This is a genomic window from Variovorax sp. P1_G12, assembly GCF_056405555.1.
On record NZ_JBFUBW010000010.1, the window covers coordinates 161,638 to 175,882 of the forward strand.

Consider the following 14,245-nt stretch of genomic DNA (forward strand, 5'->3'; position numbering starts at 1 on the left):
CATGAACAACGAAAAATTCATGACGGCTGCGCAGGCCGCAGCGCTGATCCACGACGGCGACACGGTTGGCTTGATGGGCGGCGGCGGAGGCCTGATGGAAGCCACCTGCCTGTTCGAAGCCGTCCAGGCCCGGTACCTCGCCACGCAGCATCCGCGACGCCTGACCTTGATCCACGCGCTGGGCATCGGTGACAAGAAGACCAAGGGCATGAACTGCTTTGCGCACGAAGGACTGGTCGCGCGCGTGATCGGCGGACATTGGGTCTGGTCGCCCGCGATGCAGAAGCTCGCGGAAGACGAAAAGATCGAGGCTTACATCCTGCCGGGCGGCGTCTCCAGCCAGCTGATGCGCGAGATCGGCGCCGGCCGCCCCGGCCTGTTCACCCATGTCGGCCTGGGCACCGTGTGCGACCCGCGCCAGGGCGGCGGCAGGATGAACGCATCGGCGAAGGAAGACCTGTCGGAGGTGGTACAGGTGGACGGGCGCGAATACTTGCGCTACAAGCCCTTTCCGATCCACGTCGCGCTGGTACGCGCCAGTGCGGCCGACGAAGACGGCAACATCAGCTTCGAGCACGAAGCGGCCAACCTCGATGCCAAATCGCTGGCGCTGGCGGCTCGCAACAGCGGCGGCAAAGTCATCGTGCAGGTCAAGGAGCGGCTGGCGCACGGCGCACTGAAGGCGCGTGAGGTGCGGATCCCGGCCGCCTGGGTCGATGCCATCGTGGTCGATGCCGAGCAGCGAGCCAGCTACGACATACCCTTCGACCCCGCCCTCAGCGGTGAACTGTCCGGCGCCGAACGCCTCGCCAGCGAACGGCGCGACCACGAAGCCGAGAAGGCGGCGGCCGAGGCATTCGGCGAACGCCAGGCCATCGCACGCCGAGCCGCATTGGAGCTGTTCAACACCGGAAAGCTTCGACCGGTCGTGAACTACGGCGTCGGCGTGCCCGATGCCGTGGCCAGACTGATCGCCTCGCGCGGCGAAATGGGCCGCATCTACCAGACGATCGAGCACGGGACCTACGGCGGCACCCTGCTTGACGGCGTGCTCTTCGGCTACGCACGCAACGCCAGCGCCATGCTCGACACGGCCACGCAGTTCGATTTCTACGCTGGCGGCGGCCTGGACATCGCCTTCCTGGGCTTCGGAGAGTTCGACGCCCAGGGGAGCGTCAATGCATCGCGGCTGGGCGGATTGACGGTCGGCCCCGGAGGATTCATCGACATCGCGCAGAACGCGCGCAAGGTTGTGTTCTGCGGCACCTTCGCGGCCAAGGGCGTCAAACTGGAAACCGGCGATGGACGGATGCAGGTACGCCAACAAGGCAGCGTGCGAAAGGTCGTCGCGCAAGTGGAGCAGATCACCTTCAGTGGGCCTCAAGCCCTCCAGCGCGGACAGCAGGTGCTGTTCCTGACCGAGCGCGCCAGCTTTCGGTTGACGCGACAGGGCATCGAGCTGTTCGAGCTTGCGCCGGGCATCGACCTGCAGCGCGACGTGCTTGACCAGATGGGGTTCACGCCGAGGATGGCGCAGGAAGTCGAGATCATGGCCGCGAAGCACTTTCTGGCATCGCAAGCCTAGCTGGGCAACAACCGCCAGCCGGGGAGATCCACCCGCTTGATCAGCCGCGTTTCCTGGGCGGTGATCAGGTGGCCCGACGCCGCCAGGTAGGCCGGGAAATCCGGGTGCGCGTCGCGTGCCTGGCACCGGCGCTCGTAGTCCGCCAGATCGTCATAGCCCCAAAGGTGAACGAACTGATTCTGCGGTCCGACCCATGCGGTGTAGAAGCCGACCGGATGGCCGAGCGTCTCCAGCAGAACCGGCATGGCGAGCCGGTCGAAAACCTCCAGAAACTCGGGCATCTTGCGCAGCGCGATGGTGTAGATGCGGTGATCGACGAGCGGCTTGTTCATCGCGTTCATCAGACAACCTCGACGCTGTGCGCTGAGGTGCGAGCATCCATGCCTGCAGATGTCCGGCCACCGCCTTTGCGCGCTGCTGCCCTGTCGGCAATGTGATTGCCGGTCACGAAACCGAAAGTCATGTTCGGGCCGTGCGTGATGCCGGCCCCGGGGTAGTTTCCGCCCATCACGCTGGCCCGATCGTTACCGACGGCATACAGCCCTGGAATTGGCGTGCCGTCGCGCTTGAGCACTTCGCCGACCACGCTCGTCCTGATGCCGTCGAAAGTGCCGAGGTCTCCCATGATCAGCTTGACGGCGAAGAAAGGCCCCTTCTCGACCGGCGCCACGCACGGGTTCGGCTTGTTCTCGGGGTCTGCCAGATAGCGGTTGAACGAGGTGGTGCCGCGGCCGAACTCCGGGTCCTCACCCTTGACGGCGCCGACGTTGAACGCGTGCACCGTCGCCTCGAGACCCGCCGGGTCGATGCCGGCGTTTCTCGCGAGTTCGGACAGCGTCGCCCCTCGGATCAGATAGCCGCTGCGAAGGTGTTTTCCGATTGGCATGGGCGCAGGCTTGACGAAGCCGATGCCGTACCTGCCGAGCGTCACCTTGTCACACACCAGCCACATCGCTGTTTCCTTCTGCCCGGCGCAGGCGCGCACCATGGCCGCGCCCACGTCGTGGTAGGAGTTCGATTCATTCGTGAAGCGCTTGCCGTTCTTCAACACGCCGATGACGCCCGGCTTGTAGCGGTCCAGCAGGTGCGGGAACACGCCGATGTCGCCTTTGCCATAGTCCACGCGGGACACCGGCATCCAAGCCGCGCTGTCTGCGAAGCGGATGTCGGCCGTGCCGCCGGCGGCCTCAGCCATCGCGAGGCCGTCGCCGGTGTTGCCGACAGGCGTAGGCGACAGGTGCTCTGCGCCGCGCTGAACGTGTGGATAGGCCTTGGCGATGCGTTGGATGTCGTGCGGAAATCCGCCGCAGGCCAGTACCACGCCATGGCGTGCGGTGATCCGGCAGTCGCCCTGCGGGCCTGTCGCAAGCACGCCGACCGCTTTGCCGCCTTCGAGCAGCACCTGCTTCGCGGGTGAGCGCGTGAGGATCCGGATGCCCAGATCCAGCGCAGATTTCGCCAGACGTGCCGCCAGCGCATTGCCGCTGGTCACGTTGATGCCGCGACGGTAGAGCAGCAATTCCTTCATGTGCGTTGCGAGTCGCCGGGCGACGTACAGGAAGGAGGTCAGTGACTTCGTCGCCTGGAAGAAGTGTTTGAGGTCGGCGTTCGAGGAGTTGAACATCATGCCCATGAAGGTGATGGTCTTGAGCGGGGGCTTCAAGCGCGCCATGTCCTTGCCAAGGCCGCGGATGTCGTAGGGGGCCGCCAGGATCGAGCGACCGATGTCTGCACCGCCCGGGGCATCGGGGTGGTAGTCGGGATAGAGCGTCGGCACGAACTTCACGTCGGTCTCGCGTTCGAAGAACTCGACCATCCGTGGACCGTGGTCGAGGAACGCTTCGACCGCGGCTTCGTCGTAGAACGCGCCCGTCTCCTGCATCATGTAGGTTCGCACGGCCTCCCGCGTGTCGGCCGGATTCTGCTTGCGGCCATGCGGGCCCATCGGAATCCACAGCACGCCCCCGGAAAGTGCGGTGGTGCCGCCGAACACCGGCTCCTTCTCCAGCACCACCACATCGAGGCCGCGCTTTCTCGCCGTGATGGCGGTGGCAAGGCCGGCCGCGCCGGAGCCGATCACGATCAGATCGCATTGGAAGTCTTGGGACATTTTCTCGATCTCCGTTCGCGGGTTCAGTTGACGACAGCGTTGTTGAATCCGGGGCGCGGGACCATGTCCATCAACATGGAGGACATGCCACCGTCGACCGAAAGCTCAGCGCCGTTCACGTACGCCGAGCGCGGGCTGGCAAGAAATAGCGCCACGTCGGCGATGTCTTGCGGCTCCCCGATCCGGCGACTGGCGGTCACGGCGGCGCGACGGGCCTCGAAGCCGGCCTCCTCGTAGAAGCCGGCCGAAAGCGCCGTTCGGATCATTCCGGGACATATGGCGTTGCTGCGCACGCCTTCGGGCCCCCACTCCGCCGCCATCTGGCGCGACATCAGCAGCACGCCCGCCTTGCTGGCGCTGTAGGCGCCGCTGCCCGTCTGCGGAAAGAGGGCCGAGATGGAAGCCACATTGACGATGCTGCCGCACCCGGCCTCTCGCATGGGCTCTGCGAAGGCCCGTGCGCACAGCAGGTAGCCCGTGAGGTTGACCGACAGGACATGGTTCCAGTCGGCGAGGCTCACATCCGCCAACCCCCCCGGGCGCAGCAGGCCGGCGTTGTTGACAAGGACTCGGCAGTTGCCGAGTTCGGCCCGCACGTGCTGCGCAGCGGCCTCCACGCTGGCCTCGTCCGCGATGTCGCAGCGCACGGCCAGACCGGAGGCGCCGAGTTCCGAGGCCACGCCCTGTGCCCCCGCGAGATCGCGATCGAGCAGCGCGACCTTTGCGCCTGCCTGCGCCAGGCTGCGGGCGACGGCAGCGCCGATGCCGCTGGCAGCGCCGGTCACGACGCACACCTGTCCTTCCAAGCCGAGCCAGTGCGGCCGAGAGTTGGGGGTCATGAGGTCTCCTTTTTTTGAAGACCAAATTGTTGGCATGCCCGCGCTGACTGGTTTTGACGAATCCAGCAAATGTCAGGACAATTCGTGCAGGCTTCGACGGAAATCACATGGCGAGGGACATTCCGAACTACTCCCTCTACGGGGACCAAGCACTGCCAGCCTGGCAGAGCTTCTTCGATTTCGAATGGATCCCGGAGCGCTCGCTCCCTTACAACTGGGAGATCCGACCCCACACGCACGATGCATTCATCCAGATCCTTTGCCTGACGCAGGGCTCGGTCGAAGTGCTGCTCGATCAGGCACGGATCCAGCTGGCGTCGCCCTGCATTCTTCTGATTCCTGCACAAACCGTGCATGGATTTCACTTTTCTCCCGACGTCGACGGCCCGGTGATCACGGCGGCACAACGCCCGCTGGAATCCTTGGCCGGCGTACTCATGCCAGAGTTGCTGCAGACGGTCCACAAGCCAGGCGCCACCGCTCTGCCAAGCGAACGCGACATTGAAGAACTCATGCCACTCTTCCTGGCGATCGAGCGCGAGAGTCGCTTCCACGCCACCGGCCATGTGGCGGCGGGCATGTCACTGTTGATCGCCCTGCTCGTGAAGATCGCACGACTGCAGGCGATCCAGGCGACGGAGCCGGTGCGGCTCGCTTCACGAAAGGCCGTGCAGATCGAAAAGTTCCGGGCCCTCGTCGACCGGCATTTCAAGGAGCACCTCCCGATGCAGGCGTACGCATCGCAGCTGGGCGTCACACCGGGCCAGCTGACACGTCTCTGCCGCGACGCACTGGGCATGTCCGGCTTGGAAGTGGTGCAAGCCCGATTGATCCACGAGGCCCAGCGGGAACTCGTCTATACCGCGAGCAGCGTCCGCCAGTTGGCCGACGGGCTCGGCTTCGCTGACGAGGCCTACTTCAGTCGATTCTTCCGGAAGCGAACCGGAATGACGCCACGCGAGTTCCGAGCTCGCGCGGCCGAGGCCATGCGCAACCCGGAGCGAACGCTCAAGCCGTAGAGCGAGGACGCCGCTGCACGATCCTGTTTTTTGGAATACTATTCAGATATTGAACTTTGTTCCAACACCCGCATCGGGGATCTGACATGTCTTCATCTGCTTGCGAACCTCATCCCCGCTTCCCCATCGGCGTGATCGGAGCGGGTGCCATCGGCCGCATGCACATCGAACGTCTTGCGCGGCACGACGCGGTCGCGCTAGGCGCCATCGCCGACCCGACCGACGGCGCTCGCCTGCTGGCCGACCGCCTGGCAGTGCCATGGTTCGCCGACTACCGCGACATGCTTGCGCGCGCGCCGATCGAGGGCGCGATCGTCGCCACGCCCAACGCCACCCATGCCGAAATCGGCCTGGCTTGCATCGCCCGCGGGCTTCCCGTCCTGATGGAAAAGCCGGTCGCCGACAACGCCGAGGAAGCGAAGCGCTTGTGCGATGCCGCAACGGCGCACGGCGTGCCGCTGATGGTCGGTCACCAGCGGCGCCACAATCCGATCATGCGTGCGGCCAAGGCGCTCATCGCAGATGGCGTGCTGGGCCGCCCGGTCAGCGTGAACGCCATGGCGACCTGGCTCAAGCCCGACAGCTACTACGACGTTGCTTGGCGGCGGCAGCCGGGCGGAGGCCCGGTGCTGATCAATCTGATTCACGACATCGACATGCTGCGCTACCTGCTGGGCGAAATCGCAGAAGTCCAGGCGCTCACCTCCAACGCCTTGCGCGGCTTCGAGGTCGAGGACACTGCGGCAGTGACGCTGCGATTCGCCAACGGGGCGCTCGGCACGATGTGCGTTTCGGACACGGCAGTCTCGCCGTGGAACTGGGATCTGGCCGCCGGAGAAGCATCACACTATGCGCAGCAGGACGTGAACTCGCATTTCATCTCCGGCACGGAAGGCTCGCTGACATTGCCGCGGCTCGATGTGTGGCGCTACCGTGGCAGCCGCGGCTGGCACGCTCCGTTGACGCACGAACGCACGGCGGTCCACGCCGCCGACCCCTACACCGAACAACTGCGCCATTTCCGTGCCGTAGCGGAAGGTCAGGAGACGCCGGTGTGCTCGGGGCCCGACGCGTTGCGGACCCTCCAGGCGATCCAGGCTGTGCTTCGGGCGGCGCAGACCCGACAACCGGTAAGCTTGGCCATTTAAACAACCCACGCGCGCCTCGAGGCCGCTGAAGGCAGATCCGAATGTCCGGCGTATTGCAAAGAACCCTGGGTATCCTCGAACGGCTGGCCGCCGACGTCAACGGCGTTTCCCTCGCCACCCTGGCCGATGAGCTGGAGATGCCGCGCAGCGCGGCCCATCGCTTGCTCCTGGAACTTGCAGCGCAAGGATACGTTCGGCAGTCGCGAGAGCGCGGAGACTATGTCTTGACGACAAAACTGGTTTCTCTCGGCCTCAACTACCTGAAGTATTCCGGTGTCGTGGATTTGTGCCAGCCCATCCTGGACCGGCTGGCCGAATCCAGCGGCGAACTGGTGCGCCTCGGCGTGGTGGATGTGGATCACCTGACCTGGGTGGCGCTTTCACAGGGCGCGCGCAGCGGCTTGAAGTACGACCCCGACATGGGGATCGACGCACAGCTGTCTTGTACGTCTTCAGGGCAGTGCTGGCTCGCGACACTGAGCGACGACGATGCAATTGCACTCGTTACCAAACAGGGGCTGGGAAAGCCGGAGCGCTTCGGTCCCAACGCCCCCCCTTCCATTGCCGCGCTCATGAAGGCGCTACGCCGAATCCGAGCGGATGGCTATGCCGTCACGAGCGAGACCTATGTGGAAGGGCTGGCGTCCGTCGCAGTCGCGATCCGGCCGGGCAACAAGGGCGCAGTCGGCGTGTTGGTCATTTCCGGGCCGACCGTCCGCCTGAATGAAAAGAAGCTTCGGGAACTCGCCCCGGCGTTGACGGAGGCCGCCAACGAAATTGCGGCCGTGAGTGCGGCCTCGCCGTTGCTCAATCGCGCCCATGCAGGCGCGGGATACTAAGTCTTGCGCCACGACGCTCCTGGCCCGAAGTACCTGAGGGCCTTGTGACCGAGCGCCGTCACCATGTGGACGCAGGCGGGTTGCGGCCGGGCCGTCCCCAGCGGCGGGAAGCTGCAGATGATGTGGCCAGCCTCATGGAGGATTCGCAGTTCCCGTTGGACTGATGGATTGACGATGTCGATCGGCGGTTCGGCATCAGCGAGCGCCTGGAGCAACTCTAGCGGCATCGGCATGGCAGACTCCTCGAACGATGGTCAGCACCTACCCAGACCGGTCGGGGAGGCGGTCCCCGGCATCGGGGAATCCGCTCGGTCAAGAGCGGCGCCTCAGCGTCCCCTACCAGCGCCGGAGACCGCCACATCGCTGTCGAGGTTGTGCGATGGAAAACCGCGTTTGCTACCTCGACTCGAACCCAATCGCCGTTGTGGCCGACAGGGCACCGAAAGAATCTGCCGATGTGCACGGCGTAGCGGCCGCGACGTGAAGTCTAGGGCGGGAACCGAAAATTGATAGAAAAAACTGGCGCGCCTCAGGCTCGACCTCATCAATAGAGGTGAGGCGACCTGTTCAGCGGCTCAAGCCACTCCACTGCCGCATGCCCGCATGAGCCACTGCTCTTCCGAGCCCATCCGCCGCGCTTGCTCGCATCGCGCGGCCACTCGGAGGCGCGGAGGAACTGCTCACGCAGCGAACGCGGCCAGATTCAATCCAAGCGCCGCCGTCGCGCGCAGGTTCGCAGGGACGGATCACGCCGGCGGCTCAACAACTTTGACCAGGCTCGCTCACCATACCCCCCAAGAACCGCGGCCTGTAACGGCACTGTCACGGCGACGCTCTTCAATGCGGGGCACCCCCCACACCCCCAGGAGCTCTCATGTCGCTAAATTCCCGCCGCGGTTTTCTGCGCGGCTCGACCTCGGTTGCCGCCCTCTCGTTCATCGGCACCATGCAGGCGCTGCAAGCTCGAAACGCCCACGCCGCCACCGGCAGCACCGGCCTCGTCGCCAGCCCGTACGGTCCCGTCGCGCCGGCGCTCGATGAAGCCACGGGCCTGCCGCTGCTGCAGCTGCCTGAGGGTTTTGCCTACCGGTCCTACGGCTGGACCGGTGACCCGATGAACAACGGCCAACCCTGCCCGAGCAATCACGACGGCATGGCGGTGATTGCTTCGTACGGTCGCGGCAACAGCGTCGACGTGGTGCTGGTGCGCAACCACGAGCGCGGCCAATCGACAGGCCTGATCCAGGCGCCGGCCATGTACGACACCGCCTCGAGCAGCGTGAACGGTCGATTTGCCGGCGGCGGAACCACCAACCTGCGCTTCAAGGGCCGCCAGTGGCTCGGCATGGAGGCGAGCCTGGGCGGCACCCTCACCAACTGCGCCGGCGGTCCCACGCCCTGGGGCACCTGGCTCAGCTGCGAAGAGACCGGCAGCAACCTCGAATCGCAAGGCGGCAAGAAGCACGGGTACGTGTTCGAGGTGCGCGCTAACGCGGCCGAGACGACGGGCAAGCCGATCGTCTCGATGGGCCGGTTCAGCCACGAGGCCGTCGCCGTCGACCCGAAGACGCGCTTCGCCTACCTCACCGAGGACAGCCGCAACAAGTCGGGCTTCTATCGTTTCATCCCCAACGATGCGAGCGGCCGCCCGGGCAGCTACGAAGCGGGCGGCAAGCTGCAGATGGCCAAGGTGGTCGGCAAGGTCAACGCCGACCTCAATGTCGCCTCGACCGGCGACACGCACAGCCTCGAATGGGTGGACATCGCCGATCCCGATGCCAACCCGGCGTCGATTGCGCTGCCAGGCTTTGCGGGCACCACATCGGTGGCCGGCCCGTTTGCGCAGGGCTGGGCGCAGGGCGGCTTGCGCATGGCGCGAGGCGAAGGCATCTGGCATCACGACGGCAAGCTCTTCATCGTCGACACCGCGACCGGGGTGAACGACGCGGGCGCGGGCGGCAACGGCGAAGGCGCCGTGTGGGAGTACGACCTGGCCACGGCCATGCTCAAGGCGGTCTTCGTGTCACTCAACGCCGTGACCGCCAACAACCCCGACAACATCACGATCAGCCCGCGCGGCGGCGTGCTGCTTTGCGAAGACGGCGGCGGCGTCGACGACCAAGGCCAAGGTCGCATCGAGCGCCTGGTCGGCCTGACCTCCGAAGGTGCGAGCTTCGTGTTCGCGCGCCACAACGTGAACCTCAGCGCCGATCAGATCGCCTCAGCCGGCAAGATGGTCGCGCCGGGCGACTACCGCAACAGCGAGTTCTGCGGGGCCTGCTTCGATCCGGCGGGCAAGGTGCTGTTCGTGAACGTGCAGTCGCCCGGCATCACGTTCGCGATCTGGGGGCCTTGGGCACGCGGCCCGCTTTGATGGCAGGACGGCGTTGGCAGGCACGGCCGCCGGCAGGCAATGCGCACATGGCCATTCACTCGTGGCCGGGCTGCGCAACCCCAGGCGATGGCAGAAAAGGCTGTGTCGCGTCACGCTCCGCCAGACTTTCGAGAATGGCAGCCTGGCGCAGGTGGTAAAGCACCTTTCGCAAAATAGGCTCGGCTTCGTGCTGCAGGAAGTCGTTGGCCTTCGGATCCTTGCGGTACATGCGAAGGACCGTCACAGCCTGCATCGCCTTTTGCCGCCCTCTCAGTCCATGCGATTGCGCAAGTTTTCGCAGCTCCTTTTTCACGCCGGTCCCATGACGCGGTCTTCAGGAACTGTCATGGCGAGGCGAAACGGCGTGCGACCACATCGAACTGATGTTCCTCTTCTCTCGTCCCTCAAGCCGGTAGCCGAACATTGAATCGTCGTTGGTAGTGAGAAAATCGTGACTTTTGCTGAATCCAGTGTAGTTCAAAAGTTCACGGGGCAATCTCTGAAACCCCGATTCGCGCCATGCGTTGGCCCGGGGCACCAGACGACACCGCCGGCTTCGACGGCGGGAACCAACACCATGGCCTGCTCGGCCGAGCGCCTCCGACCCCTCGCGTCCTTCAGCCCTGCTCTGGACGGGCTTGCGCACTTTGCTTGAGATCGACAGGTGCAAAGTACCTGGTCCGGAATTTTTCTTTTGATGGTTCTCCACTAGCATTCGGCGCCTTCGCGCATGGGTCCGAAGCAGAAGCTGCCAGCGAGATCCACTGCCTCTTCCCCACCTATCTCGTCTCATCCTGATGTTTCGTTCATTGCCCAAGTAAGACATGCTGAATGCCACCCACCGCATCGTTGAAGAACGCGCCCACATCCCGGTGCAGCGAGCTTCGGCTGAGGCCGCTGCGGCCTGAGCGTTGGCGCTTCCCGCCCTGATTCGCCTTGCGCGGACAGGCCGATCAGTTCCAGCCGCACTGTCACGCTTGAGCCCCTGGCCGGCGCGGCACACGCAGCACTTCTCATATTCATTGCATGCACACACCCATCGGCCCAAATGCGGCTTGGCAGCAGCGCAGCCTGCGCAGCGTCTGGCACCCGTGCACACAGATGCAGCGCGCCGCCGCAGTCCCGCCGCTACCGATCGCGCGCGGCGAGGGCCCATGGCTCATCGACCACGAAGGCCATCGCTACTTCGACGCCACCAGCTCGTGGTGGGTCAACCTGTTCGGCCATGCCGATGCGCGCATCAACGCGGCCTTGAAGGACCAGCTCGACCGCCTGCCGCACGTGATGCTGGCCGGCTGCACCCACGCACCGGCGGTGGAACTGGCCGAGCGCCTGTCGGCCCTCACCGGTGGCGTGCTCGGCCATTGCTTCTTCGCCAGCGACGGCGCCTCGGCGGTCGAGATCGCGCTCAAGATGAGTTTCCACCACTGGCGCAACCTCGGGCGTCCGGAGAAGCGGGAGTTCGTCTGTTTGCGGCACGGCTACCACGGCGAGACGCTCGGCGCCCTGGCAGTCACCGACGTGCCGGTGTTCCGCGACGCCTACGATCCGCTGCTCATGCGTGCCCACCAGGTGATGTCGCCCGACGCACGCCAGGCCGCGCCCGGCGAGACCGCCGTGGACGTGGCCGCGCGTGCCGCCGCCGAGCTGGAGGCACTGTTCGAAGCGCGCCATGCGCACATCGCCGCGCTGATCATCGAGCCGCTGGTACAGGGCGCCGCCGGCATGGCGATGCACGACGCGGCCTACCTGCGTACGGTGCGCGCGCTGTGCGACCGCTACGAGGTGAGCCTGATCGCCGACGAGATCGCAGTGGGCTGCGGACGTACCGGCACCTTCTTCGCCTGCGAGCAGGCCGGGATCTGGCCGGACTTCGTCTGCCTGTCCAAGGGCATCAGCGGCGGCACGCTGCCACTGTCGCTGGTGATGACGCGCGACGAGATCTACGAGGTTTTCCTCGACGACGACGTTGCGCGCGGTTTCCTGCACTCGCACTCCTACACCGGAAATGCGCTGGCCTGCCGGGCGGCGCTGGCGGTGCTCGACCGCTTCGAAGAGGACGACGTCCTGCAGCGCAACCGGCAGCGCGCTGCGGCATTGACATCGGCGCTCTCGCCCTTGCGGAACGACCCGCGCGTCGAGCACTTCCGCCAGCGCGGGATGATCTGGGCGTTCGATGTGCGGGAGGCCTTCGTCGGTGAGCGCTTTGCCGAACGCTTCCACCTCGCCGGCCGCGCGCGCGAACTGCTGATCCGACCGATCGGCCGTACCGTCTACCTGATGCCGCCCTATGTGCTGGACGACGAACTGGCAGCCTGGCTCGCGCAACGCGTGATGGCAACGCTGGACGCCACGGCCGACATCGAGAACGCCCATGCTGATCGAACACCTGAACCACCAACTGCGTGAGCGCGACGCCCAGGCGCTGCGAAGGCAGCGCCGCACGACCGAGTCGCCGTGTGCGCCGCATCAGCGGGTGTCCGGGCGCGACGTGCTGGCCTTCTGCAGCAATGACTATCTGGGGCTGGCGAACCATCCGGCCCTGATCGAGGCGCTGGCCGAAGGCGCGCGCCGCCATGGCGCCGGCAGCGGCGCGTCACATCTGATCAGCGGCCATTCGCGCGCCCATGTGTTGCTCGAGGACGAACTCGCGCGCTGGCTGTCGCCCTGCATCCCGGAGGCAAGGGCGCTGAGCTTCTGCACCGGCTACATGGCGAACCTGGCACTACTCACCGCTTTGGGCGATGCCAGCGCGACGATCTTCGCCGACAAGCTCAACCATGCATCGCTGGTCGACGGCGCGCTGCTGGCCAAGGCGCCGCTGCAGCGCTACCCCCACGGCCGGCTCGATGTGCTGGCGAGCCATCTCGGGCGATGCAGCACACCGATCAAGTTGATCGTGACCGATGCCGTCTTCAGCATGGATGGCGACCTGGCCGACCTGCCGGCCCTTCTGGCGCTGGCCGAGGCGCACGATGCCTGGCTGGTCATCGACGATGCGCATGGCTTTGGCGTGCTGGGCCCGCGCGGCAGCGGCAGCCTGTCGCACTTCGGCCTGCGCAGCGAGCGCCTCATCTACATGGGCACGCTGGGCAAGGCCGTAGGCCTGGGCGGGGCCTTCGTGGCCGCCCACCCGAGCGTGATCGACTGGCTGGTGCAATCGGCGCGCAGCTACATCTACACCACGGCGGCACCACCGGCGATCGCGCATGCCGTGCTCACCAGCCTGCGCCTGATCGCCGGCGACGAGGGCGACGCGCGGCGGGCCCGATTGGCGCAATCGATCGCCATGCTGCGCGATGGCCTCTCGACATTGACGCAGGAGTACCCCGGTCTCGGCTGGCGCCTGGCCGATTCCGCCACGGCGATCCAGCCGATGATCGTCGGCGACAACGCCGCGGCGCTGGACCTGGCGGCAACGCTCGACGCCCAGGGCCTGTGGGTGCCGGCGGTCCGTCCGCCGACGGTGCCTGCAGGCACCGCACGGCTGCGCATCACGCTGAGCGCCGCGCACACGCCGAAGGATGTGCAGGCGCTCCTCGATGGCTTGACGCGGGCCGCCGGGACGCTGCGATGAGTTCCGCTGCGATGCGTGGTTGCTTCGTCACCGGCACCGACACCGAGGTCGGCAAGACGCGCATCAGCGCCGCGTTGCTGCACTGGCTCGGCGAGCAGGGCCGGCGTTGCGCCGGCTACAAGCCGGTGGCGGCCGGCACCGAGGTGATCGATGGCGAGGACGTCAACGACGATGTGCGCGCGCTGCGCAATGCGAGCTCGGTGGCGTTGGCCGATGCCGAGGTCGGGCCGTTCCAGTTCGAAGCTGCCTGCGCACCGCACATCGCGGCGGCGCTCGAGGGCCGTTCGATCGAACGCGCCGCCCTGCTGCAGGGCGCCCTGGCGCTCGCGACGCGCGCCGAGTATCTGATCGCCGAGGGCGTTGGCGGGTTCCGTGTGCCGCTCGGGCCGGACTTCGACAGCGCCGACTTCGCCATGGACCTGGGCTTGCCGGTCGTGCTGGTGGTCGGGCTGCGGCTCGGCTGCATCAACCATGCACTGCTCAGTGCCGAGGCGATTTGTGCACGCGGTCTGCGATTGGCTGGCTGGGTCGCGAACACTGTCGATCCGGCGATGCTGCATCGCGACGACAACCTTGCCACCCTTGGCCATGAACTGCGGCGGCACTGGCAGGCGCCTTGCCTCGGCGTGGTTCCCCGGCTGGCCAGCCCTGACCCTGCGGCAGTTTCGGCCCACCTCGACGATGCCGCGCTGCGGGCGCTCTTCGGCCTTTGAGACAAGCCCTCTTTGACGCGAAAAACAACCCACGATCTGGA

At 66.1% G+C, this 14,245-nt stretch carries 13 protein-coding genes; 8 read left to right on the forward strand and 5 right to left on the reverse strand.

The window, feature by feature from the left end:
• Position 1 precedes the first annotated feature (1 nt).
• On the forward strand, positions 2-1,585 hold the full coding sequence (locus tag AC1D2O_RS14005) for an acyl CoA:acetate/3-ketoacid CoA transferase (protein WP_478085343.1): 1,584 nt from the start codon (positions 2-4) through the stop codon (positions 1,583-1,585).
• Here the strand turns inward: AC1D2O_RS14005 and AC1D2O_RS14010 are convergent.
• Genes AC1D2O_RS14010 through AC1D2O_RS14020 form a run of 3 tightly spaced genes read right to left on the reverse strand, consistent with a single transcriptional unit; the run spans position 1,582 to position 4,534 of the window.
• Positions 1,582-1,926, reverse strand: coding sequence for an NIPSNAP family protein (locus AC1D2O_RS14010; protein ID WP_478085342.1), 345 nt, complete (start codon positions 1,924-1,926; stop codon positions 1,582-1,584). The genes AC1D2O_RS14005 and AC1D2O_RS14010 overlap by 4 nt on opposite strands.
• Complete coding sequence (locus tag AC1D2O_RS14015; RefSeq protein WP_478085340.1) at positions 1,926-3,695, reverse strand: FAD-dependent oxidoreductase; 1,770 nt, start codon at positions 3,693-3,695, stop codon at positions 1,926-1,928. Before AC1D2O_RS14015 ends, AC1D2O_RS14010 begins: the two co-directional genes overlap by 1 nt.
• 23 nt (positions 3,696-3,718) lie before the next feature.
• On the reverse strand, positions 3,719-4,534 hold the full coding sequence (locus AC1D2O_RS14020; RefSeq protein WP_478157220.1) for an SDR family NAD(P)-dependent oxidoreductase: 816 nt from the start codon (positions 4,532-4,534) through the stop codon (positions 3,719-3,721).
• Between the two features lie 107 nt (positions 4,535-4,641).
• Between AC1D2O_RS14020 and AC1D2O_RS14025 the strand changes: the two genes are divergently transcribed.
• The 3 genes from AC1D2O_RS14025 (at position 4,642) to AC1D2O_RS14035 (ending at position 7,540) form a co-directional block, all read left to right on the forward strand.
• Positions 4,642-5,553, forward strand: coding sequence for a helix-turn-helix domain-containing protein (locus AC1D2O_RS14025; protein WP_478085338.1), 912 nt, complete (start codon positions 4,642-4,644; stop codon positions 5,551-5,553).
• Between the two features lie 86 nt (positions 5,554-5,639).
• Positions 5,640-6,701 carry a Gfo/Idh/MocA family protein gene (locus AC1D2O_RS14030; RefSeq protein ID WP_478085336.1) on the forward strand — a complete coding sequence of 354 codons (1,062 nt, stop codon included), beginning with the start codon at positions 5,640-5,642 and terminating at the stop codon, positions 6,699-6,701.
• Positions 6,702-6,742: 41 nt separating this feature from the next.
• The gene (locus AC1D2O_RS14035; RefSeq protein ID WP_478085335.1) at positions 6,743-7,540 is read left to right on the forward strand and encodes an IclR family transcriptional regulator; all 798 of its coding nucleotides are present in this window, start codon (positions 6,743-6,745) and stop codon (positions 7,538-7,540) included.
• Here AC1D2O_RS14035 and AC1D2O_RS14040 read toward each other — a convergent pair.
• Positions 7,537-7,773 carry a hypothetical protein gene (locus AC1D2O_RS14040; RefSeq protein WP_478085334.1) on the reverse strand — a complete coding sequence of 79 codons (237 nt, stop codon included), beginning with the start codon at positions 7,771-7,773 and terminating at the stop codon, positions 7,537-7,539. The two genes, AC1D2O_RS14035 and AC1D2O_RS14040, sit on opposite strands and share 4 nt — an antisense overlap.
• A gap of 641 nt (positions 7,774-8,414) precedes the next feature.
• On the opposite strand from AC1D2O_RS14040, the gene AC1D2O_RS14045 reads away from it, so the two are divergent.
• Positions 8,415-9,914 (forward strand): PhoX family protein, encoded by a 1,500-nt coding sequence (locus tag AC1D2O_RS14045; protein WP_478085332.1) that lies wholly within the window; start codon positions 8,415-8,417, stop codon positions 9,912-9,914.
• Between the two features lie 55 nt (positions 9,915-9,969).
• Here AC1D2O_RS14045 and AC1D2O_RS14050 read toward each other — a convergent pair whose 3' ends face one another.
• Entirely contained in the window at positions 9,970-10,227 is a 258-nt protein-coding gene (locus AC1D2O_RS14050) for a hypothetical protein (protein WP_478085331.1), read from the reverse strand.
• A gap of 713 nt (positions 10,228-10,940) precedes the next feature.
• Between AC1D2O_RS14050 and bioA the strand changes: the two genes are divergently transcribed.
• The 3 genes from bioA to bioD are packed head-to-tail and all read left to right on the forward strand — an operon-like array spanning position 10,941 to position 14,204.
• Positions 10,941-12,323 carry an adenosylmethionine--8-amino-7-oxononanoate transaminase gene (gene bioA, locus AC1D2O_RS14055; protein ID WP_478157221.1) on the forward strand — a complete coding sequence of 461 codons (1,383 nt, stop codon included), beginning with the start codon at positions 10,941-10,943 and terminating at the stop codon, positions 12,321-12,323.
• Complete coding sequence (gene bioF, locus AC1D2O_RS14060; RefSeq protein WP_478085327.1) at positions 12,289-13,491, forward strand: 8-amino-7-oxononanoate synthase; 1,203 nt, start codon at positions 12,289-12,291, stop codon at positions 13,489-13,491. Before bioA ends, bioF begins: the two co-directional genes overlap by 35 nt.
• Positions 13,488-14,204 (forward strand): dethiobiotin synthase, encoded by a 717-nt coding sequence (bioD, locus tag AC1D2O_RS14065; RefSeq protein WP_478157223.1) that lies wholly within the window; start codon positions 13,488-13,490, stop codon positions 14,202-14,204. Before bioF ends, bioD begins: the two co-directional genes overlap by 4 nt.
• Positions 14,205-14,245: the final 41 nt, after the last annotated feature.

What these genes read in the sequence shown, in the direction of transcription:
- bioF (WP_478085327.1), top strand. Translation starts at nt 12,289, where the DNA reads ATGCTGATCGAACACCTGAACCACCAACTGCGTGAGCGCGACGCCCAG.
- AC1D2O_RS14025 (WP_478085338.1), top strand. Translation starts at nt 4,642, where the DNA reads ATGGCGAGGGACATTCCGAACTACTCCCTCTACGGGGACCAAGCACTG.
- AC1D2O_RS14040 (WP_478085334.1), bottom strand. Translation starts at nt 7,773, where the DNA reads ATGCCGATGCCGCTAGAGTTGCTCCAGGCGCTCGCTGATGCCGAACCG.
- bioD (WP_478157223.1), top strand. Translation starts at nt 13,488, where the DNA reads ATGAGTTCCGCTGCGATGCGTGGTTGCTTCGTCACCGGCACCGACACC.
- AC1D2O_RS14035 (WP_478085335.1), top strand. Translation starts at nt 6,743, where the DNA reads ATGTCCGGCGTATTGCAAAGAACCCTGGGTATCCTCGAACGGCTGGCC.
- AC1D2O_RS14020 (WP_478157220.1), bottom strand. Translation starts at nt 4,534, where the DNA reads ATGACCCCCAACTCTCGGCCGCACTGGCTCGGCTTGGAAGGACAGGTG.
- AC1D2O_RS14015 (WP_478085340.1), bottom strand. Translation starts at nt 3,695, where the DNA reads ATGTCCCAAGACTTCCAATGCGATCTGATCGTGATCGGCTCCGGCGCG.
- bioA (WP_478157221.1), top strand. Translation starts at nt 10,941, where the DNA reads ATGCACACACCCATCGGCCCAAATGCGGCTTGGCAGCAGCGCAGCCTG.
- AC1D2O_RS14045 (WP_478085332.1), top strand. Translation starts at nt 8,415, where the DNA reads ATGTCGCTAAATTCCCGCCGCGGTTTTCTGCGCGGCTCGACCTCGGTT.
- AC1D2O_RS14010 (WP_478085342.1), bottom strand. Translation starts at nt 1,926, where the DNA reads ATGAACGCGATGAACAAGCCGCTCGTCGATCACCGCATCTACACCATC.
- AC1D2O_RS14005 (WP_478085343.1), top strand. Translation starts at nt 2, where the DNA reads ATGAACAACGAAAAATTCATGACGGCTGCGCAGGCCGCAGCGCTGATC.
- AC1D2O_RS14030 (WP_478085336.1), top strand. Translation starts at nt 5,640, where the DNA reads ATGTCTTCATCTGCTTGCGAACCTCATCCCCGCTTCCCCATCGGCGTG.